The organism is Lampropedia puyangensis, assembly GCF_004833285.1.
Classification (GTDB): Bacteria; Pseudomonadota; Gammaproteobacteria; order Burkholderiales; family Burkholderiaceae_C; genus Lampropedia; species Lampropedia puyangensis.
This window is the reverse complement of sequence record NZ_STFG01000034.1, coordinates 1-20,436: the sequence shown is the minus strand read 5'-3', so window position 1 is coordinate 20,436 and position 20,436 is coordinate 1. Positions and strand designations below refer to the sequence as shown.

20 protein-coding genes and 1 pseudogene are annotated in these 20,436 nt (G+C 54.9%); 18 read left to right on the top strand and 3 right to left on the bottom strand.

Annotation, left to right across the window (positions count from 1 at the left end):
• On the bottom strand, positions 1–99 hold a 99-nt coding region (locus tag E9531_RS16760), incomplete at its 3' end, for a transposase (RefSeq protein ID WP_136574917.1).
• 128 nt (positions 100–227) lie between these two features.
• Positions 228–1,211: an AraC family transcriptional regulator gene (locus E9531_RS16755; RefSeq protein ID WP_136574916.1), complete on the bottom strand. Its 984-nt coding sequence runs from the start codon at positions 1,209–1,211 to the stop codon at positions 228–230.
• Positions 1,212–1,395: 184 nt separating this feature from the next.
• Between E9531_RS16755 and E9531_RS16750 the strand changes: the two genes are divergently transcribed.
• From E9531_RS16750 to E9531_RS16665, 18 genes are all read left to right on the top strand, one after another.
• Positions 1,396–2,682 (top strand): porin, encoded by a 1,287-nt coding sequence (locus tag E9531_RS16750; protein ID WP_158291833.1) that lies wholly within the window; start codon positions 1,396–1,398, stop codon positions 2,680–2,682.
• Positions 2,683–2,822: 140 nt separating this feature from the next.
• A complete protein-coding gene (locus tag E9531_RS16745; protein WP_136574914.1) occupies positions 2,823–3,980 on the top strand; it encodes an FAD-dependent monooxygenase in 1,158 nt (385 codons plus the stop codon).
• Positions 3,981–4,655: 675 nt separating this feature from the next.
• Positions 4,656–5,435 carry an ABC transporter ATP-binding protein gene (locus E9531_RS16740; RefSeq protein ID WP_136574913.1) on the top strand — a complete coding sequence of 260 codons (780 nt, stop codon included), beginning with the start codon at positions 4,656–4,658 and terminating at the stop codon, positions 5,433–5,435.
• A gap of 57 nt (positions 5,436–5,492) precedes the next feature.
• Positions 5,493–6,542 (top strand): ABC transporter substrate-binding protein, encoded by a 1,050-nt coding sequence (locus E9531_RS16735; RefSeq protein WP_425293605.1) that lies wholly within the window; start codon positions 5,493–5,495, stop codon positions 6,540–6,542.
• A 77-nt stretch (positions 6,543–6,619) separates the two neighbouring features.
• Positions 6,620–7,396, top strand: coding sequence for an ABC transporter permease (locus tag E9531_RS16730; RefSeq protein ID WP_136574912.1), 777 nt, complete (start codon positions 6,620–6,622; stop codon positions 7,394–7,396).
• 111 nt (positions 7,397–7,507) lie between these two features.
• Positions 7,508–8,320 carry an SDR family oxidoreductase gene (locus tag E9531_RS16725; protein WP_136574919.1) on the top strand — a complete coding sequence of 271 codons (813 nt, stop codon included), beginning with the start codon at positions 7,508–7,510 and terminating at the stop codon, positions 8,318–8,320.
• A gap of 72 nt (positions 8,321–8,392) precedes the next feature.
• On the top strand, positions 8,393–8,938 hold the full coding sequence (locus E9531_RS16720; RefSeq protein WP_136574911.1) for a cupin domain-containing protein: 546 nt from the start codon (positions 8,393–8,395) through the stop codon (positions 8,936–8,938).
• Positions 8,939–8,962: 24 nt separating this feature from the next.
• Positions 8,963–9,913, top strand: coding sequence for an alpha/beta fold hydrolase (locus E9531_RS16715; RefSeq protein WP_136574910.1), 951 nt, complete (start codon positions 8,963–8,965; stop codon positions 9,911–9,913).
• Between the two features lies 1 nt (position 9,914).
• Positions 9,915–10,766 carry an IclR family transcriptional regulator gene (locus E9531_RS16710; protein ID WP_425293606.1) on the top strand — a complete coding sequence of 284 codons (852 nt, stop codon included), beginning with the start codon at positions 9,915–9,917 and terminating at the stop codon, positions 10,764–10,766.
• Positions 10,763–11,596 carry an SDR family oxidoreductase gene (locus E9531_RS16705; protein ID WP_136574908.1) on the top strand — a complete coding sequence of 278 codons (834 nt, stop codon included), beginning with the start codon at positions 10,763–10,765 and terminating at the stop codon, positions 11,594–11,596. The genes E9531_RS16710 and E9531_RS16705 overlap by 4 nt, the downstream gene beginning before the upstream one ends.
• Positions 11,589–13,295, top strand: coding sequence for a thiamine pyrophosphate-binding protein (locus E9531_RS16700; protein WP_136574907.1), 1,707 nt, complete (start codon positions 11,589–11,591; stop codon positions 13,293–13,295). Before E9531_RS16705 ends, E9531_RS16700 begins: the two co-directional genes overlap by 8 nt.
• Before the next feature lie 34 nt (positions 13,296–13,329).
• Entirely contained in the window at positions 13,330–14,139 is an 810-nt protein-coding gene (locus E9531_RS16695; protein WP_136574906.1) for an aspartate dehydrogenase, read from the top strand.
• Between the two features lie 20 nt (positions 14,140–14,159).
• Positions 14,160–15,644 (top strand): aldehyde dehydrogenase, encoded by a 1,485-nt coding sequence (locus E9531_RS16690; protein WP_136574905.1) that lies wholly within the window; start codon positions 14,160–14,162, stop codon positions 15,642–15,644.
• Positions 15,645–15,673: 29 nt separating this feature from the next.
• The gene (locus tag E9531_RS16685; protein ID WP_136574904.1) at positions 15,674–16,645 is read left to right on the top strand and encodes a VOC family protein; all 972 of its coding nucleotides are present in this window, start codon (positions 15,674–15,676) and stop codon (positions 16,643–16,645) included.
• A 62-nt stretch (positions 16,646–16,707) separates the two neighbouring features.
• Positions 16,708–17,715, top strand: coding sequence for a Bug family tripartite tricarboxylate transporter substrate binding protein (locus E9531_RS16680; protein WP_136574918.1), 1,008 nt, complete (start codon positions 16,708–16,710; stop codon positions 17,713–17,715).
• Between the two features lie 41 nt (positions 17,716–17,756).
• Positions 17,757–17,981, top strand: coding sequence for a recombinase-like helix-turn-helix domain-containing protein (locus E9531_RS16675; RefSeq protein ID WP_136574903.1), 225 nt, complete (start codon positions 17,757–17,759; stop codon positions 17,979–17,981).
• Positions 17,982–18,068: 87 nt separating this feature from the next.
• On the top strand, positions 18,069–19,145 hold the full coding sequence (locus tag E9531_RS16670) for an aromatic ring-hydroxylating oxygenase subunit alpha (RefSeq protein WP_136574902.1): 1,077 nt from the start codon (positions 18,069–18,071) through the stop codon (positions 19,143–19,145).
• Positions 19,146–19,258: 113 nt separating this feature from the next.
• A complete protein-coding gene (locus E9531_RS16665; protein WP_136574901.1) occupies positions 19,259–20,242 on the top strand; it encodes a PDR/VanB family oxidoreductase in 984 nt (327 codons plus the stop codon).
• Positions 20,243–20,250: 8 nt separating this feature from the next.
• On the opposite strand, the pseudogene E9531_RS16660 reads toward E9531_RS16665, so the two are convergent.
• A pseudogene (locus E9531_RS16660) lies at positions 20,251–20,436 on the bottom strand (hypothetical protein); the annotation flags it as partial.

The window sequence follows — 20,436 nt, the reverse complement described above, 5'->3', positions numbered from 1 at the left end:
ACCAATACGGCGTGAGACATCGGCCACGCTGTGGCCATGCTCATGGATTTGCTTGACTGCTTCAAGCCTGAATTCTTCGGGGTAACGTCGTGCTTTCATTTGGGCTCCTATTAAAACTGAAATAGGAGGCTCAAAATTATCTACTAAACCCTGGTCGATTCAGATTTACTTGATTCAATACATTTCCCCCAATGCATCCTTCCTTGCATTCGTGACTGAAGACCTGCTCAAGTGGCATCCTGCACACCGGTTTCCAAACTACTGTAGTGGCGCTTATTGCGCTCAGCACGTCTTTGATAGACGCTGGGCGGCAGGCCACTCCAGCGCTTAAACGCTCGGGCGAACACACGGTCCGAGTCATACCCGGCCTGCTCGGCCACTGCAAAAAGAGCCACAGTGCCTGCCTCAAGCTGCTCAGCCGCGCGCGTCATGCGTTGATGGGTCAAGTAAGCAATGGGCGTTTGCCCAACCAACTCTTTAAAACGCATAGCAAATGCCGAGCGCGACATCGCCACTTGTTGCGCCAAGCTTTGCACGCTCCATGCCGCATCAGGCTGACGGTGCATGGCCAGCAACGCTTGTGCAATTTGCGGGTCACTCAAGCCCTGCATCCAGCTGCGCTCGTTAGGCAACATATGCCCTAAGCGCAATCGCAACACTTCAATGAGCAAGACCTCCCCCATCCGCCCAGCAGCCAAACGCCAACCTGGCTGACGCGCCACACTTGCAGCCACCACCTGCTCTAGCGTAGCACCCAAAACCGCTAGCAAAGGCTGCTCTTTAGTCCGCACAATCACCAGCGGTGGCAATAGGCGCAGCAACGCATGCCGGCTTTGCGCATTGACCCATAACATCACCGAGCTCACACAAGTGCCAACCCCGCGTCCGCCATGTTCGAACACCAGCGGGTTGGTATCTTTAGGCCCCAAGCTCCACTTCTGGATCAGTTGAGAAAAAGGCACGGGTGCAACCCCAACCGCAGACCCCATCACGTGTGCACTGCCTTGGGGCAACAGTACCACATCCCCCGGAAACACTTGTTGAGCTGGCTCTTTACCAACGGCCATCCAATAGGGGGCACCTTGCGCTACACGCAGCATAGTGCCCGGCACCCCTTGTGAAGACAGCGCCCACGGCTGCCCCAATACAAAGCGGGCAGTGACCGCTTGCTCTGATCGGCACATCGACAACACCTCACTCAATGTATCCATAGGGTAATCCTGACCTCGTTTGGACGAAAAGTGCCATTTTATGGACGAAATGCACTTTCAATGGCATGGATCTTTCTACAAACTAAAGGCCAACAACTCACATAAGACATTGATTTCAATAGTGAAATCAAACATTCAACTTTGTTTCACGAGTGGCCAGATTCATTTCAAAGGAGCGCCTCACATGACCTATTCTTTCACCCCCAATCGCCTGCTTGCACTGTTATTGAGCACAGCAGCACTCACGCCTGCAGTCTACGCACAGTCGAATGTGCAAATTTACGGCCTGCTCGCCCCCATGATGGATCACATCTCAGTGAGCGGCGCACGCAGCAATGCGCCGGGCAAAGGCACCGACATGCTCACCAGCAGTGTATACACAGGTGTTGGCAATGGCAGCACCACACGGATGCAAAGCTCAACCTCGCATTTTGGTTTTCGTGGCACGGAAGATTTGGGCGGTGGGCTCAAAACTATTTTCCAAATGGAAACCGGCATTCAATTGGCAACCGGTGAACTCACAGGCGGCTCGGCACGCTACCTTAACCGCAACTCCCGCGTTGGCTTAAGTGGCAAATTCGGTACCGTTTTCGCCGGGATTTGGGATACACCGATGGCATGGTCACACATTGCAATGACCAATGGTGTGCGCAACCCTTATGCGGGTGAGAGCTCCGTGACATTCGTCACCCCTGGTTTTAATTTGCCGCATTCAGTCACCATGGCTGGCCGCACAAAAGGACCAGCCGATGCAGTGTTCAATCGCCGCTTGGGCAACACGGTGCAGTACTGGTCACCGAGCTTCAGTGGTTTCTCTTTCCGCTTTGCTTACGGCATTCCTGAAAGCAACACTTACGCAGCCAACGGCGCAAAAATCAAACCCACCATGCTCGGTTTGGGCACTGAATACGCCACAGGGCCATTCACCGCGCGTTATGTGTACCAACAACACAAAGACTACTTCGGTCTGGCTTGGTTGGGTGGCAATGTGGCGGCCAACCCAGACTTGGCAGGCACCTTGGTCTCCGGCTCTAAAGACGATGCACATCGCTTGATCTTGCGCTACAAAGTCACCCCAACATGGACTGGCACACTCACCTACGACCGCCTCTCGTACCGCACAGATGGTGTGGCCTCTGGTTCAGTCAAAGCGTATCGCCGTGACTCAATCACCGCTTTGGCCAACTACCGCCAAGGCGCACACTCTGCATGGGGTCACGTGGGTGTTGCTAACAAAGGCTCATGCTCTATCAGCGGTAACGGGCAGTGTTCCACCAGCGGTTTGGGCGCACAAAGCTACGGGGTGGGTTATGCCTATTTCCTCTCCCGCCGCTCTGACGTCTTCGTCTCCTTCACCCGTGTGCGCAATGATTCCAACGCCCAATACGGCGCTTTCCCTCGCTCAGGCGCAGGCATTGCACCAGGCTCAAGCCAAAACATTTTGACCGTCGGTATGGAACACTCGTTCTAACTCACAGGTTGCGCCCGTTTGCCTCAAGCAGTGCACACACAACCAAGCAAGCGGGCACACCATCCTTCTCCCATTAGCTATCAACACCACAATAGCCACAGAGACATCTACACCACCAGCGCTGGACGCTGGCAATACTTATGACCACAACACCACTCAAAATCGGGATCGTCGGTGGCGGAATTGGCGGCTTGGTCGCTGCCAATGCCCTCCACCAGCTAGGCAACCATGTCACTGTGTACGAGCAGAGCAAGCAATACCTGCGCGTGGGTGCCGATATCAACCTCACACCAAACGCGGTACTGGCTCTTGACGGCTTAGGCGCTCGAGTCAGCGCTGCGATTCGCGCCTCAGCAGCACGCCCAACGCACCGTATCAGCCGCACATGGGACACAGGAGAAGAAACCTCCCGCCTTGCCATGGATGGCGAAGCCGAGCGGAAATACGGCGCCCCTCAACTAACCATTCATCGCGCAGACTTACTGGCAGCACTGGCTGAGATTTTCCCGCTGGAGCAAGTACGCTTTGCAACCAAAGTACAAAGCGTTGCGCAAGATGCAAAAGGCGTGCATATTACGTTTCAAGACGGCAGTGTTTCTGAACCTCTAGATGTATTGATTGGTGCAGACGGTATCCACTCAGCCGTGCGCACCGCATTGTTTGGTCAAGAAAGTCCGCGCTTTACAGGCGTTGTGGCCTTCCGCGCAGTGGTGCCCAGCAACCGCCTGCAACATGTGCCTGACATTGGCGCCTTCACCAAATGGTGGGGGCCAAACCCTGAAACCCAAATCGTCACCTTCCCGCTCAATCGCGGCGAAGATACCTTTATTTTCGCCACCACAGCGCAAGACTCTTGGCATGAAGAGTCATGGACCAGTCCAGGCAGCGTGGAGGAGCTGCGAGGCTTCTACGCCAACTTCCATGAAAACGCACGTGCTTTGCTCGACGCTTGTGATGAAGTGCTCAAAACTGCCCTCTACGAACGCGACCCAATGCCGCAATGGTCGCACGGCCGCGTGACGCTGCTGGGCGATGCATGCCACCCCATGATGCCCTTTATGGCACAAGGCGCGGGCATGGCCATTGAAGATGCTGTCGTGCTGGCACGCAGCATTGATGCAGCAACACCGAACCACATCACCGAGGCGCTGCAATCGTATGAAAACACGCGCAAAGAACGTACCAGCACCATCCAAGTCGGCTCGCGCGGCAACAACTGGCTGCGAGCCGGCGGCAATGCTGATGGCGTGTATGGCTACAACGCATGGTCTGTAGACTTAGCGCCTGCTCAGTCTTAAACACTTATCCATCAACCATACAGTCGCGCAGCGCATTTGGTAATAGACCGCGCCTGTTTTGGAGCTACCACAATGCGCATGTGGTGGCCAGCCAACTCTAACCAGCCTGACGACATAAGCAGTACATCATCCGTCCCCGCCAAACACAGGCTCAATGACAGCCTATCCATCGACATAGCGCACTCAAATAACGCCCAGCGCTTGCCATGCGTCGTGCCCGATACACAAACGCACCGCGCTTAAACCATACTTTTAAACCGCACGATGCACACCACTTCGTTGCGATATGGGTGCGAGTACTTTGTCAGATACGCAGCACTCAAGCACCAAGTGCGTGCATTCACCAAGACTTTCATCAGATTGGTGCATCTGCTTGTTGAATATTAATTTTTAACATTAAAAACAAACTTACATCGAATTCTCATTCGCCCATAACTAAGAACTAAAAGAAATAAAAATTCAATAAGACATGCAAATTTCGACATTTAAATCACAAGAGAAATTTTATGTTTCACAAGAAAATCAATGATTGATTAATGAAACTTTGGCACGTTTTCTGCAATGTCAAATACATCTGACAAAGCAGGGTTTTCTCTGTATTTGACATTTTCAATATCAGTGAAACTCTCTTTTCGTCTCATACATAAATCTCGGTTTCATTAGTAAAACATCACGATGAGCTACCAAATCGAATTCAGCGGCGTCGCCAAACGTTTCCCCACCAAGGCGCAACCCGAGCCTGCGTATGCCGTGCAGGATTTGAACTTGAAGATCAGCAAAGGCGAAGTCGTCTCTGTGATTGGTCCTTCGGGTTGTGGCAAAAGCACCTTGTTAAATATGGGCTCTGGCCTGTATTTACCAACCGAAGGCGCGGTATTGGTGGACGGCAAGCAAGTCACGGGGCCTGTGCGCCAAGTGGCCTTCATGTTGCAAAAAGACTTGTTAATGCCTTGGCGCACGATTCGTCGCAACGTAGAGATAGGCATGGAGATTGACAAGGTACCTAAAGAGCAGCGTCGCCCCATTGCAGAAGCATTGCTCAAAAAGTGCCACCTTGCTGGTTTTGAAGACCATTACCCGTACCAACTCTCTGGCGGTATGCGCCAGCGCGCGGCCTTAGCGCGTACTTTGGCAGTCAACCCAGATGTGCTGCTGCTCGATGAGCCTTTCTCTGCTTTAGACGCTCAAACCAAAATGGTGTTGCAGCAAGACTTGGCAGCCACTTTGTGGGCTGAGAAAAAGACTGCACTCTTCATCACCCATGACTTGATTGAGGCCATTGCCTTATCTGATCGCATCTTGGTGATGAGTGAGCGACCCGGCAAGATCATTGAGGAAATTGTGGTGAAACTGCCGCATCGCAATGACCCAATGCAACGCCGTGCGATGCCAGAGATTGCGCCTATTCAAGCGCATTTGATGAAGCTGCTCAAAGTTGGCGATTCCGTCCACTAAAACCGCCTTTGCTTTCACCACCTCTCCCCCAACCCTTGCTTCATTCATAGGAATGCCATGTTGACAATGTCCACATTCTCAGCCCGCCACCGTTTGACCTCCATAGCTCAAACGTGGCGCAGCACGATCAAGCGCTCAATCGCACCGCTAGCTACTGCAGGTGCTTTGCTGATGAGCTGCTACGGCGCTCAAGCACAAGCGCTGGAAGAAGTGACCTACCTGCTGCCAGCACCAGCCAACCTCACTGCGTTTGCTCCATGGATGTTGGCCCTACACAAGGGTTACTACAAAGAAGAAGGCTTGGACGTGAAGTTCGTCTCTGGCCGTGGTGGGGTAGATGTGGCTAAACAAGTCGGTGCTGGCAACGCCCCAATTGGCGGCGCAATTGGCGACACTCCCATCATCGTACGTGCTAATGGCATTCCCGTGAAAGCAGTGGCGGTGTTAGGGGCTGGCTCATTGACTTTAATTGCCACCAAGGAAGATGGTGACCTAAAACACGTCAAAGAACTCAAAGGCAAAACAGCCACCGTGATGGCGTACACCGACACCACATACTACGCATTTTTAGGCTCCCTCGAAAAAGCAGGACTGACAAAGCAAGACCTCGACATTCAAGCCGCAGGGCCTGCAGGTATCTGGCAGCTGTTTAACAGCGGTCGCTCAGACGCCATGGCTGGTGTGCCTGACTGGATTGTGAGTGCAGAAAATGCAGGAGCAAAAATCCGCATCCTGCCGCAAGAGGAGACATTCCAAAGCATGGCGCAGGCCATCTTGGCCTCAGAAAAGGTCATCAAAGAAAACCCAGAACTGGTGAGTAAGTTGGTGCGTGCCACATTGCGCGGCATGCAAGACATCATGCACGACCCAGAAAGTGCCACGACAGAGTATGTCAAAGCAGTGCCGGCATACCAAGGACAGGAAGCCTCCATTCGCCGCACTTTTGATCTCTACAACCAGTATGTATACGCTGGTCAAAAAGTACCCGGAGCCATTGACCGTGACCGTATGGAGGCAGTGCAAAACTTCTACGTAGAGCAAGCCATCGTCCCTCGTGCCCAAGCGTTGGATGACCTCTACACCAACACTTTCGTGCCTGCCCCTTAATGAGCCCGAGCAATCTCCAAAGCGCTTAAGCGCTTTGGCTTGCATCTCTCTTTGCTTCTCTTTGCAATAGCCCGACGATGAAAAAAGAACTCTCAACTTGGATTGCCAGCGGCGGTGTGCTGCTCGTTTTTCTGGCCATATGGCAATGGGGTCCTGCCGCACTTGGAATGCCTGAGTACGTATTCCCTAAATTCTCCCGCGTTGTGCAGGAAGCCATCCATATGTGGAACAACAGCGACTTGCTGGGCCACTTCTGGATCACCACTTTAGAAGTGGTGATCGGCTTCATTCTTGGCTCATTGTTGGGCATTTTCTTTGGTGTGGTGCTTGGCCTCTCACCACGCACTGAGGCTGTGCTCTCCCCCTATATTTTGGCCTTACAAATCGCTCCCAAAGTGGCGTTTGCACCGCTCTTTGTGATGTGGTTGGGCTACACCATCTACCCCAAAATTTTGGTCGCTATTTTGATCGTATTCTTCCCCGTCATGATCAACGTGCTCTCCGCTGTGCGCACTGTCGATCCAGACATGGTGAACTTGGTTCGCACACTCAACGCAGGCCGCGTGCAAATTTTCCGCCTGGTGGAGTTCCCTTCTGCACTGCCATCCTTGTTCTCAGGTTTGCGCATCGCTGCCACGCTAGCCGTCATTGGTGTCACCGTTGGTGAGTTGGTTGGCGGCAATAAAGGCTTGGGCTTTCTCTTGGTGGATGGCGAAGGGCAAGGCAATACAGCTGCCGTTTTTGTCGCCATTGCAGCGCTAACTTTGGTGGGTTTGGTGGCGTACTGGGCTGTCATTTGGTTGGAACGCCGTGTACTGCACTACATACCAAAAGCCAACGTCACCACGGTCTAGCACACCCTTGAACATCATTTAAACGTAATTAAAGCGATACCCATTTAAGACGACACAAACGCCACTACGCCTTTTGCAACTATGAGTTCTACACCCACCCCATCTCCTGCCATGCAAGCACTCGGCCACGTGCAAGATCATGCGCTTGAGCAACTACTTGCACGTACACCAACCACCTTGTTAGCGGATCGTCGTGTGCTGGTCACTGGTGCAGCGCGTGGTTTAGGTTTGGCCTTTGCACGCAGCATCGCTCATGCAGGCGCGCGCGTGGTTTTGGCTGACATTTTGGAAGAACCGCTCAAGCAAGCCACTGCTGAATTGGCCGCGCTGGGTTTAGACGTCTTCGCCCTGCCGCTTGATCTTGCCAACCCACAATCCGTTGAGCAAGTCGCTCAAGCTGCTGTAACGCATTTAGGTGGTTTGGATGGTCTCGTCAATAACGCAGCCATCACCAACTCGGGCGGCAAAGATGCTCATGCGTTGGCGATTGACACGTGGGATCGTGTGATGGACGTGAACGTGCGCGGCACATGGCTGATGAGCCGCGCATGCCAGCCCGCACTGGCTACTAGCGGGCACGGTTCCATTGTGAACTTGGCTTCTGACACAGCGCTGTGGGGCGCGCCCAACTTACTGGCCTACGTCGCCAGCAAAGGCGCCGTCGCCGCCATGACGCACTCGCTGGCACGCGAATGGGGTAGTGACAACATCACCGTCAATGCCATTGCCCCGGGGCTCACACTGGTTGAAGCCACCGAATATGTGCCTCAAGCACGCCATCAAAAATACTTGGATGGTCGCGCTTTACCGCGTGAGCAGCAAGCCGCAGATGTGTGCGGAACAGTGCTCTTTGCCTTGTCTGATTTAGCCCGCTTTGTGACGGGGCAAGTGTTGCCCGTCAATGGCGGTTATGTGATGCATTGACTGCAATTATCCCGCGATCGCGCACTGCATTTTTTCATTTTTTGCCCTCATCAACCTGAAACAGGAGTCCACATGTCCGAAGTTGCAGATACCACCACCCAAGCAGCTAGCTGGGATCGCCCTGAAGGCGCGTCTTTTGAAGAATGGATGACCTCACGCATCGCGCGTTTCTCTACTCGTAAATATGACTGGGATGCGCTGAAGTTCCAAGCTGACTTTGATCCCAAATTCCGTCGCGCACAAATGCGCTATGTCGGCACAGGTGGCACTGGCGTCGCTAAAGATGTCAACACCGTGCCCAGCGAGCACTTCACCTTCTCCACCATGGTGATTCCAGCTGGTCACGAAGGCCCTCCACACATTCACGTGGATGTGGAGGAAATCTTCTTTGTCATTCGTGGCAAGCTCAAACTCGTGATCACACAAGGCAATGAGCGCTACGAAACCATCCTCACGGACCGTGACTTGGTCTCCGTGCCACCTGGTGTGTACCGCGAAGAAATCAATATCGGTGACGAAGATGCGCTGATGTGCGTGATGCTGGGTGCGAAAAAGCCGGTAACCCCTACTTACCCAGAAGATCACCCACTGGCCAAAATCAAACGCGAAAAGAAATAAGCGAAGCACACCGCATGCCCTGCCATGAACAGCACCACACTCCCTTCACTGCCAACACCACAGCAGCTCGATGATTTAGAGGCCACGTTTGGGCTCTTTAACATCCGGCTCAACGCCACAGACGTCGTGTCTGTGCGCGACACGGTGGCTGGCTTGGTTCAGCACCCCATGCTAGTGGCGCTGCATGGCATTGGCTCGGGCTCAGCCTCATGGCTAGAGATCGCGCGCATATTCAACCTCAAAACACGCCTGCTGGCGTGGGATGCGCCGGGCTATGGCGAGTCCAGCCCGCTTGCGAAAGACAAGCCCAAAGCGGGTGACTACGCCCAGCAGTTACTGCGCCTGTTGTCCTCGCTCTCCATTGACGACTTCGTTTTAGTGGGGCATTCACTCGGTGCACTCACAGCTGCAGCTTTGACTTTGCGCGCCATTCCCGGCTTTGTGCCCAAAGCCTTGGTGCTCATCAGCCCAGCGATTGGTTACGGCAGTGCATCACGGCGCGAACGCGGCGAACAAGTTCGCGCACAACGTTTGGCTGGTATTACATCACCGGGCATTGCTGCAACAGCCGCTGCACGCCATACCCATTTATTGAGCAGCCAAGCCTCAGCCACCGCGCAATCGTGGGTGCACTGGAACATGGCACGCCTGCAACCCCAAGGGTACGCACAAGCGGTGGAGTTGCTATGCGATGACGACTTATTGGCCTATTGCGAACAAATTCAAGCTCTGCGCCAGCAACCCGGCTCACCTCTGACCGATTTGCCCGTGCACGTTTGGTGCGGCGAAGAAGACCGCATCACCCCCCCGCAAGACTGCCAACAAGTGGCCGACGTATTCGGTGTGCCACTACAACTGATTCCCCACGCAGGTCACGCCTGCTATGTCGAACAAGCTGATTCCGTATCAACCCTTTTGCAACAAGTGTTGCAACAGCTGCGTCCTACGCATTCTCAAGGAGCCGCAATTGACTGATCTGACCGATGTAACCCAATCCGATGGCGATGAAGCCCGCTACATCGTTCCAGCGCTAGAGCGTGGTTTGCGCATCCTTGGACAATTCACCCGTGAAAGGCGACAAATCAGCGCCCCAGAACTGGCGCAGTCGCTGCAATTGCCGCGCTCTACTGTTTTCCGTTTACTCAATACGCTCGAAAGCATGGAGTTTGTTGAAAAAACAGACAACGGCCGTGAATACAAACTCAGCTTAGGCGTGTTGCGTTTAGGTTTTGAATACTTGGCCTCCCTGGACTTGACGGAGCTCGGCACCCCCTTAGTCAACCGTCTGTGCCAGCAAGTTGGTCACGCTGCCAATTTAGTCGTGCGTGATGACCGTCACATCGTTTATGTGGCCAAGGCAACCTCTTCCACAAGCCCCTTCATTGGTTCGGTTTCTGTCGGCACCCGTTTGCCAGCGCATGCCACTGTCCTGGGGCATGTACTACTAGCAGGCTTGTCACTTAACCAACTCAAAGAGTTGTACCCAGAACAAGCGCTGGAGAATTTCTCCACCCGCACGCCTGCCGATGTCAATGAGTTGTACCAGTCCGCTATGCAAATTCGTGAGCAAGGCTACGTTGCAGGCGAAGGCTTCTACGAAGCGCACATCTCCACCATTGCTGCGCCGGTGTACAACCACAGCGGCCAAATCGTGGCCGCAATGGGCATCACGCTGGGCGCACCACGCATCCAAGCGGCTGAAAAATTGATGCTGATTGACAGCGTTTGCGAAGTGGCCAACGAACTCTCCGCCTTGATGGACTACGCTCCCGCTATTCGTCGCCGTAAGGTGGTGCCATTGCGCTCTGGCCAAAAGGGGGTTGCATGACTACCGCTACCCTTCCACTCTTGCAAGCCCATGCTCTGCTAGGCCGTACCGCTGTGGTCACTGGCGGCTCTTCAGGCATTGGTTTAGCGACTGCAGGTTTGCTGCTCGCCTGCGGTGCCAAAGTGGCCATTTGTGGGCGCAACACGGAACGCTTGGAAGCCGCACGGGCGCAATTACTGCAAACCCACCCAACAGCACACATCCTCACCCATGCCTGTGATGTGCTTGATGCCGATAGCGTCAAGCACTTTGCACAAACGGTGCAAACGCAACTGGGCGAGGCAAGTATCCTCATCAACAACGCAGGCCAAGGTCGCGTGTCCACCTTTGCCACTACAGAAGACCAAGCGTGGACGGATGAGCTGCATTTGAAATTTTTCTCCATCATCCACCCCACCCGTGCGTTCATGCCCCAACTGCAAGCGCAAGTCAAGGTCTTGGGTGATGCAGCTATTGTGTGTTCCAACTCCCTATTGGCACGCCAGCCCGAGCCACATATGGTGGCCACATCTGCGGCACGTGCAGGACTGGTCAATTTGGTACGTTCGCTAGCCACTGAATTTGCACCATCTGGCGTGCGCGTCAATGGCATTTTGATTGGCCTGATTGAGTCCGGCCAATGGCGTCGCCGCTTTGAAGCGCGTGAAGACCAATCCCAAGACTGGGACAACTGGACCGCGCAATTGGCACAGCAAAAACACATTCCGATGCAGCGCTTAGGCAAGCCCGAAGAAGCTGCTCAAGCCCTTTTATTCCTTGCATCCCCACTGTCCAGCTATACCACTGGCAGTCATATCGACGTATCCGGAGGCCATTCTCGTCATGCCTGAAAACAATCAAACTCCCATGGTGACCGTTGGTGCGGTCGTTGCCGCTTTCCTCGAACAGTGCGGGGTTCAAGCCGCTTTTGGTGTCATCTCCATCCACAACATGCCCATTCTGGATGCCTTTTCCCAGCGCGGCAAAGTGCGCTTTGTACCAGCACGTGGTGAAGCAGGTGCTGGCAATATGGCCGACGCGTATGCCCGCTCCACCAACAGCTTGGGCGTGTGCATTACCAGCACTGGACCTGCCGCTGGCAACATCGCAGGCAGTTTGGTTGAAGCCTATACCGCAGGTGCACCGCTGCTGCACATTACGGGACAAATTGAAGTGCCATTTCTGGATCGAAAAATGGCCTACATCCATGAAGCGCCAGAGCAGCTCAAAATGCTGGAAGCCATCTCCAAAGCGGCCTTTCGCGTGTACAGCGCCGAGAATGCACTCGGTGTGTTGAAAAAAGCGGTGCAAGCAGCCATGACAGCGCCTACCGGTCCCGTCAGTATTGAAATTCCTATTGATGTGCAGCAAACATTGATCCCAATGCCCGCTGACTTGCGCCCACTGCCCATCGTGGTGGCACAGCCTTCTGCCGCGGCTCTCGACCAAATGGCAGAAACACTTGCCACAAAAAAACGTCCACTGTTGTGGTTAGGCGGCGGTGCACGCCACGCAACAGCCGCCGTCAAGCGACTGCAAAAACTGGGCTTCGGCATCGTCACTAGCGTACAAGGGCGCGGCATTGTTCCTGAAGACGATGCAGGCTCACTGGGCGCCTACAACATCCAAAAACCTGTTGAAGCGTTCTACCAATCCTGCGACGCAATGCTGGTGGTCGGTTCGCGTTTGCGCAGCAACGAAACACTGAAATACGAACTCAAACTGCCACAGCCTTTGCTGCGTGTGGACGTGGATGCCGCAGCCGATGGCCGCTGCTACGCCAACGACTTGTTCGTTTGGGGTGACGCCAAAGCCGTACTCGAAGGCTTGGCCGATCGTTTGGAAGCCAAGCAATGGCAAGCTGAAGCCGCCTTATTGCAAGACTTGAAAAAAGTGCACGAGCAAGTGGTTGCGCAACTGCGTGACGGCTTAGGCCCTTACGCAGAATTGGTGCGAGAGTTGCAAGACGTTGCAGGCACCAACTTCAATTGGGTGCGTGACGTGACCGTCTCCAACAGCACCTGGGGCAACCGTGAGCTGCGCGTATTTTCACCGCACCAAGGGGTACATGCCACTGGTGGTGGCATTGGCCAAGGGATGCCAATGGCTATTGGCGCTGCTGTCGGTGCCGCCGTGACGAATTCAGGCCGCAAAACCCTGTGTTTGGCAGGCGATGGAGGGTTTATTCTGAACCTTGGCGAATTGGCCACGATGGTGCAAGAACAGTGCGACATGGTAATTGTGCTGATGAACGACCAAGGATATGGCGTGATTAAAAACATCCAAGTTGCACAGTACGGCGCGCGCCACTGCTATGTGGACCTGCACACGCCAGATTACGCACAACTGTGCGCCTCTTTGCAATTACCCCACGCACGCCTGCAAAAACTCGAAGACCTGCCTGCGCTGCTCAGCCAAGCGCATGCACAAAAAGGCCCCTTTATGCTGGAAGTGGACATGTTATCTATCGGCAGTTTCAAAACCCAATTTGCAGGCCCTCCAGTCAACAAACTGGACCAAATCCCCGCCTTGCAACCCGCTACAGCATAAGCACCAGCGATTGGTAGATAGAAAGACTTGACGCATGTTACGCATCGCTTTGATCGGTTTTGGCGCTATTGGCAGCGCCGCAGCGGAACTCCTGCAAAACACCAATGGACTGGAGATCAGCGCAGTGGTCATGCCGGGTGAGTCAGCACAGTGCCCGCCAGACGTTCTGCAACGCTTGCACGCACTAGCACCGCGCGCCCAAATTTATGAACGCGTGCCTGAGGCGGGCATTGACCTCGTGGTCGAAGCCGCAGGCCATCAAGCACTGATTGAACATGTGCTGCCCGCATTGCTGCGTGGCCAGTCGTGCATGGTCGCCTCTATCGGTGCGCTTTCCCATCCGGGGCTGGCGGAGCAGCTCCAGCAAGCGGCTGAACAAGGAGGCTCCAAACTGGAGCTGATTGCCGGTGCCATTGGTGCCATTGATGCGCTGGCGGCCGCACGCATTGGAGGGTTGGATCAGGTGCTTTACACCGGTCGCAAGCCGCCATTGGCATGGCTGGGCACGCCTGCCGAACAAAGCTGTGATCTCAATGCTTTAGCGCAAGAGCTGGTCATTTTCAGCGGCACTGCGCGTGAGGCCGCTACCCAATTCCCAAAGAACGCCAATGTCGCTGCCACAGTGGCATTGGCTGGCTTAGGGCTGGACAGCACCCTCGTGCGTTTGGTCGCAGACCCTGCCGTGCAAGAGAACATCCACACCGTGCAAGCACAAGGCGCATTTGGGCAGTTTGAACTGAGTATGCGCAACACGCCATTGACCGCGAACCCCAAAACCTCAGCGCAAACCGTTTACAGCTTGGTGCGTGCCATTCGCAATCGCGTCTTGCCAGTCGCCATCTGAGTCTGTTTAGGAGAATTGTTATGGATGCAGCATCCGCTTTAAAAATCAACATAGGTGGTCATTGGCGCTACGGCCGTGGTGACCTATATGCCACCACCTACCCCGCAACAGGTGAAGAAGTCGCCTGCTTGTACGCCGCCAATGCGCAAGACACGGAAGAGGCCATTGAACTGGCGCACCAAGCCTTCCTGACCTCTGGCTGGGCACAGCGCTTGCCCCATGAACGCGCACAAGTCTTGCACCGAGTAGCGGCCATTATTCGTGAGCGCTCAGAAGAGTTGGCGCAGCTGCAGCGCCAAGACAATGGCAAGCCCATCAGCGAGACTCGTGCTTTGGTCGCCAGCGCAGCCGGCACATTTCAATTCTTTGCTGCAGCGTGCGAAACGCTGGAAGAGACCATCACCCCATCTCGCGGCCCTTACGTCACGATGAGTGTGCATGAGCCCATGGGCGTGGTCGCCGCGATTACACCGTGGAACTCCCCCATCGCCTCTGACGCGCAAAAACTCGCCCCCGCATTAGCTGCAGGCAATGCCGTCATTCTCAAGCCAGCAGAAGTCACGCCATTGCTTTCTTTAGAAATCGCACGTATTTGCGAAGAAGCTGGTGTGCCCAAAGGCATGATCAGTGTGCTGCCGGGCAAAGGCTCCGTCATTGGTGATGTGATTACGCGTCACCCTTTGGTCAAGCGCGTGTCATTTACTGGCGGCACCAGTACCGGCAAACACATTGCCCGCATTGCGGCCGACAAGATGATGCCTGTCTCAATGGAGTTGGGCGGCAAGTCCGCCACAATGGTGCTGGAAGATGCAGACTTAGACCACGCCGTTGCGGGGGTGCTTTACGGCATTTTCAGCAGCACAGGCGAATCCTGCATTGCAGGCTCGCGTCTGTTCGTTGCCGAGCCTATTTATGAAGAATTCATGGAGCGACTGGTCGCCGGTGCGCAAGCATTGCGCGTGGGCGACCCCGCTAGCGAAAACACACAAATGGGGCCACTCATCACCGCACGCCACCGCGAAGGCATTGAACGCTATGTTGCTATGGGCGTGGAAGAAGGCGGACAGATCCGTACTGGTGGCATTCGTCCAAGCGGCAGCGATTACGAGCGCGGTTGGTTCTACACCCCCACGATCATTGAAGGGCTCACCAACCAAGCGCGCATTGCCCAAGAAGAGATTTTTGGCCCCGTACTCGTAGCGATGCCCTTCAAAGACGAAACCAGCCTGATTGAGCAAGCCAACGACAGCGTATATGCCTTGGCCGCTGGCGTTTGGAGCCGTGATTTCAAGCGTGCTTGGCGCATGGGGCGTGCTGTGCAGGCCGGAACCGTATGGGTCAACACCTACAAACAATTCTCCATCTCTACCCCTTTTGGCGGCTGGCGCGATTCTGGCTTGGGTCGTGAGAAAGGCCGTGAAGGCATTTTCCAGTACATGGAACAGAAAAGCATGTACTGGGGCACCAACGAATTGCCCATCGCCTGGGCCAACCCATCGCGCTAATCGCGCCCGCTTGTAAGAAGGAACGCACCATGAGCGTACTAGGAATTGACGCCATCACCTACGGCGTAGAAGACTTGAGCCAATGCAAGCAGTTCATGCTCGACTGGGGGCTGAGCTTGGTCTCTGACACACCAGAAACAGCCATATTTGAATGCCTCAACGGCTGCCAAGTGCAACTGGCACCTGCTGGCCTGCCCAGCCTGCCAGCAGCGATTGAAGAAGGCTCAACCCTGCGCGAAGTCGTTTGGGGCGTAGAAAATACGACCGATCTGGATGCCATTGCCAGCAAGATTTCCAATGACGCCAGCTTCGTGGACATCCAAGTGGATGGCGCACGTCGCATTGGCTGTACAGACCCCAATGGGCTGGCCGTGCGTTTTCAAGTCACGCGCAAGAAAGAGATTGATGTGGACTGCGCTGCCATGAACACATGGCAATCGAAGCCCCGCATGAATGCGCCAGCACCTGTGTATAACCGTGCCACCCCAATCGAAGTGGGGCACGTAGTGTTTTTCGTTGCCGATGTGAATGCAGTCGAGGCGTTTTACCAAGAAAAATTTGGCTTCGTCTCCTCCGACAGATACCCGGACCGAGGTGCGTTCATGCGCTGCTCTGCCAACGGTGGCCACCACGACTTATTCTTGTTGCAACTGCCCAATGGCAAACGTGGTCTCAACCACGTGGCCTTCACTGTGCGTGACATCCACGAGGTTTTTGGTGGCGGCATGCACATCTCACGCTGCGGCTGGGAAACTCAAATTGGCCCCGGTCGCCACCCTGTTTCCTCCGCCTACTTCTGGTACTTCAAAAACCCAGCCGGTGCTTTGATTGAGTACTACGCTGACGAAGACCAATTGACTGCCGAATGGGAGCCACGCGAATTTGAACCGGGTCCGACCGTTTTTGCAGAGTGGGCCATTGATGGTGGCCTTGATGGCACCACCCGCCGCCCTAAAGGCGCAGGTCGCCCGCAAGGCAAGTTTCTCACTGAAAAAAACTAGGTCGTCTTATGTCAAGCCACCTCCACCGCTCTTTAACTGCTTCTCAACGGCTGCGCCGCCGCATGGCAACAAGTGGCCTCGTGCTGCTGTCATGCTGTGCTTTATTCAGCCCAGCAGGCAATGCTGCGTATGCAGAACAAACCACTGCAGAACCCTCTGCAGTGGAGCAGCAATTGGGGCAAGCGCGTTTTACGATCGTCTCGCCATTTCCTGCTGGCGGCCCCGTCGATATTCTGGCTCGTCTCTTAGCAGAAGGCCTAGGCGAGCGCTATGCGCAAGCCGCCGTCGTGGAAAACTTAGCGGGTGCAGCGGGTAACTTGGGGATGGAGAAGATCAAACGCGCCAAGGCAGACGGGCATACCTTGCTCGTGGTTCCTGCGGGCAACGTCACCATTAACCCAACGCTGATGCCGAACTTCCCATTCGACATGGCGAAAGACTTTACGCCCATCACCATGCTGGCAAAAGCACCCAACGTTTTGGTGGCTAATGCCGATGCGGGCATCAGCAGCGTGGCAGAACTGGTCGAGAAAGCCAAGAATGCCCCAGACACCCTGTCTTACGCCTCGCCCGGCGTGGGAAGTGGCCTGCATTTAGCGGGTGAGTTGTTCAAAGCCCAAACGCAGACCGATATCCTGCATGTGGCCTACAAAGGCTCAGGGCCGGCGATGAACGATGTACTGGGTGGCATATTGCCCCTGATGTTTACCAACCTGCCTACTGCCTTGCCCCACATCAAGACAGGCAAACTCAAAGTGCTAGCGACCACGTCTGCCCAACGATCAGAAGCCGCACCAGACATCCCCACTTTGGATGAACAAGGCGTTCCTGGGATTGACGTGACTTCGTGGTATGGCCTGTTCGCACCCGCCGACCTAGCACCAGAGGTCGCCGCACAACTGGCACGCGACGCACAAACTATCTTGCATGAAGAAAAAAACCTGCGTGCTTTAAGCGCTCAAGGCATGAGCGAGGCCGCTCAAACGCCAGCCGAATTCACAGCCCACATTGCCAACGAAACGGCCGTGTGGCGTGATGTCATTCAGCAACGCGGCATCCGCATTGACTGACATTCTCTTTTGACCCCTTTCACACCATCAAGGAGCTATTGATGTCCAACACTGATCGCTACCTCCAGCCACACCAAGCCCGCACACGCGCCCAAACCAGTTACGAAGACCTACTGGGCGACGCACTAGAGCGTGCCTTTGGCATGGGGCACTACGAACTGCCTGCTTTGGTGGCTTACCTCAATCAAAGCGGTCCCTTAAGCCCCAGCGGAAAACCATGGACCGAAGAGAGCTACCAAGCCGAAATCGGCTCACTCGGCCAGTAAGCCATTGCGCCAAAACAACTACGCCCCAGCCTGCTCGCATCACTCTTGCTTTGGCAACTGCGATTGCCCCGCGAAAGGAACCACACGATGACAACCACACAGCCACTTCTGCCTTTTGATCCTGTTGATCAATTGCTTGAAATCGGTCTCAAAGACCTCTGGTACCCCATTTGTCCTTCCAGCTTCGTCAAAGAAGAAGCCGTCTCCCTGCGCCGCTTAGGCCGCAAACTCGTCCTCTGGCGCGATGCCACTACAGGCAAAGTCCACGCGCTTGAAGACCACTGCCCCCACCGTGGCGCGCCTCTCTCCTTAGGCGTTGTTTTGGGTGACACCATTGCCTGCCCTTACCACGGCGTAGAAGTCTGCGCTGATGGGCATGTGCGCAAAGTGCCGGGCAGCCCCGGCTGCAAGTTAGAAGGCTCACGCGCTACCCGTACCTACCCAGTGCAAGAGCGCGCTGGTGCTATTTGGGTCTATAACGCCTCTGCCCCCGATTGCGATAACCCGCCGCCACTGGTCTTGCCTGAAGAGCTTGCCAACGAAGAGGAGTACGGCAACTTCTTATGCTACGTGGAATGGAAAGGCGATTGGCGCTACGTGAACGACAACGTCATGGATCCGATGCACGGCACGTTCTTACACAAGCAATCACACACCATGTTTGAGGGCGACACACAAGCCAAGTTTGCCATTCGCGACACAGACGCTGGCTTTGTCTTCGAGAAAGAAGGCCAGCGCAACGTCAACTTTGACTGGACTGAATGGGGCGACACCGGCACGCATTGGATGCGCTTGGAAATTCCATACCCCAAAACGGGCGGCCCAGGCGGCAACTTCGCCATCATTTATGGCGTATCTCCCATCAGCGCCACACTCTCTGCGGTGTTTTTCTGGCGGGTGCGCAAACTCCCCGCAGGCTGGCAGCGTGATACATGGCGCTTCCTCTACCGCAACCGTTTAGAAGCACGCCATTGGGCAGTGTTAGAGCAAGACCGTATTTTGGTCGAGCACATGGAAGGTGACGCCAACCAGCGCGAATCCCTCTACCAGCACGACATGGGCTTGGTACGCTTGCGCCGCCACTTGCGCTCGCTGGCCAAACAGCAATTGCGCGACCAAGAAACCGCACGTCAACCAGCCGCAGCAGGTAAAGCAACGGCCTAAATGCTTCTGACTACCCAAGCTGCTGCAGGCAGCGCTTTGGCGCCTGTTTCTGTATGCAGCTGGGTTGGTTGGCAGCCCCCTTGTCTACGCAGCACCCCACAAAGGCTTGTTTCATGACTTCATCCACACTCACCGCTCTCGTCTATGAAATGCGCTACGAGGCGCAAGGCATCATCAGCGTAGCACTGCGCCCTACCACACCAGAAGTCATCTTCCCTGCATTCACGCCGGGTGCGCATATCGACCTGCACCTTGGCAATGGCTTAGTGCGCAGCTATTCGCTGTGTCAGCCTTATGAGCGCGGCAGTGCCGCACAGCCGACGCAATACCGCGTAGGTATCCTCAAAGACAAAGGCAGTCGCGGTGGCTCACGCTGGGTGCATGAGCAACTGCGCGTAGGGCAAACCATCACAATTTCAGCACCACGCAACCATTTCGAGCTGGATACCAGCGCCAGCCATACTGTGCTTGTCGCCGGTGGTATCGGTATCACACCATTGCTCTGCATGCTGCGTCAATGCACACAACAAGGCCAAAGTGCTGAGCTGATTTACTGCGCACGCAATCGCCAAGAAGCCGCTTTTATTCAGGCCATTGAAGACTTGGCTGTGCAACACCAAATCCCCGTGACATGGCACTTTGACCAAGAACAAAACCATGCGCCGGACATGCCGCAACTCTTGCAAAGCAAAGGTGCGCAAAGCCACTATTACTGCTGTGGCCCCACTCCAATGCTGGCCGCCTTTGAAGCCGCCTGCGAGCAGCTGCAATATTCGAATGTGCACGTTGAACGCTTTGCAGCTGTAGAGCTGCCCGCCAGCGCCCAAGAAGGGGCATTCGATGTCTACCTTGATCGCAGTGGCACCACGGTGCATGTCCCTGCGGGTAAAAGCCTGCTGGACTCTTTGATTGATGCAGGTATCGCTTGTGACCACTCTTGCAAAGAAGGGGTTTGCGGCTCTTGCGAAGTCGCGGTTTTAGAAGGCGAAGTAGAACACCATGACGGCATTCTCAGCAAGAAAGAAAAAGACTCCAACCAAGTCATGATGGTGTGTGTCTCGCGTTCCAAGTCTTCACGCTTGGTCCTTGATCTGTAAGAACGTGTTTACGATCTTCGTAACAACAATCCGATAAAGGCGGGATGGATGAACTGCAAGCTGGTGTTGAACCATCGCTCACAGTTTTTCCAGAGCCTTCGATTTTTCTCTAACCAAGCGAAGCTGCGCTCGACAATCCATCTCTTTGGTAAGACAGCGAATGAATCGCACCGGTATCCGTGGAGGCTGAATCT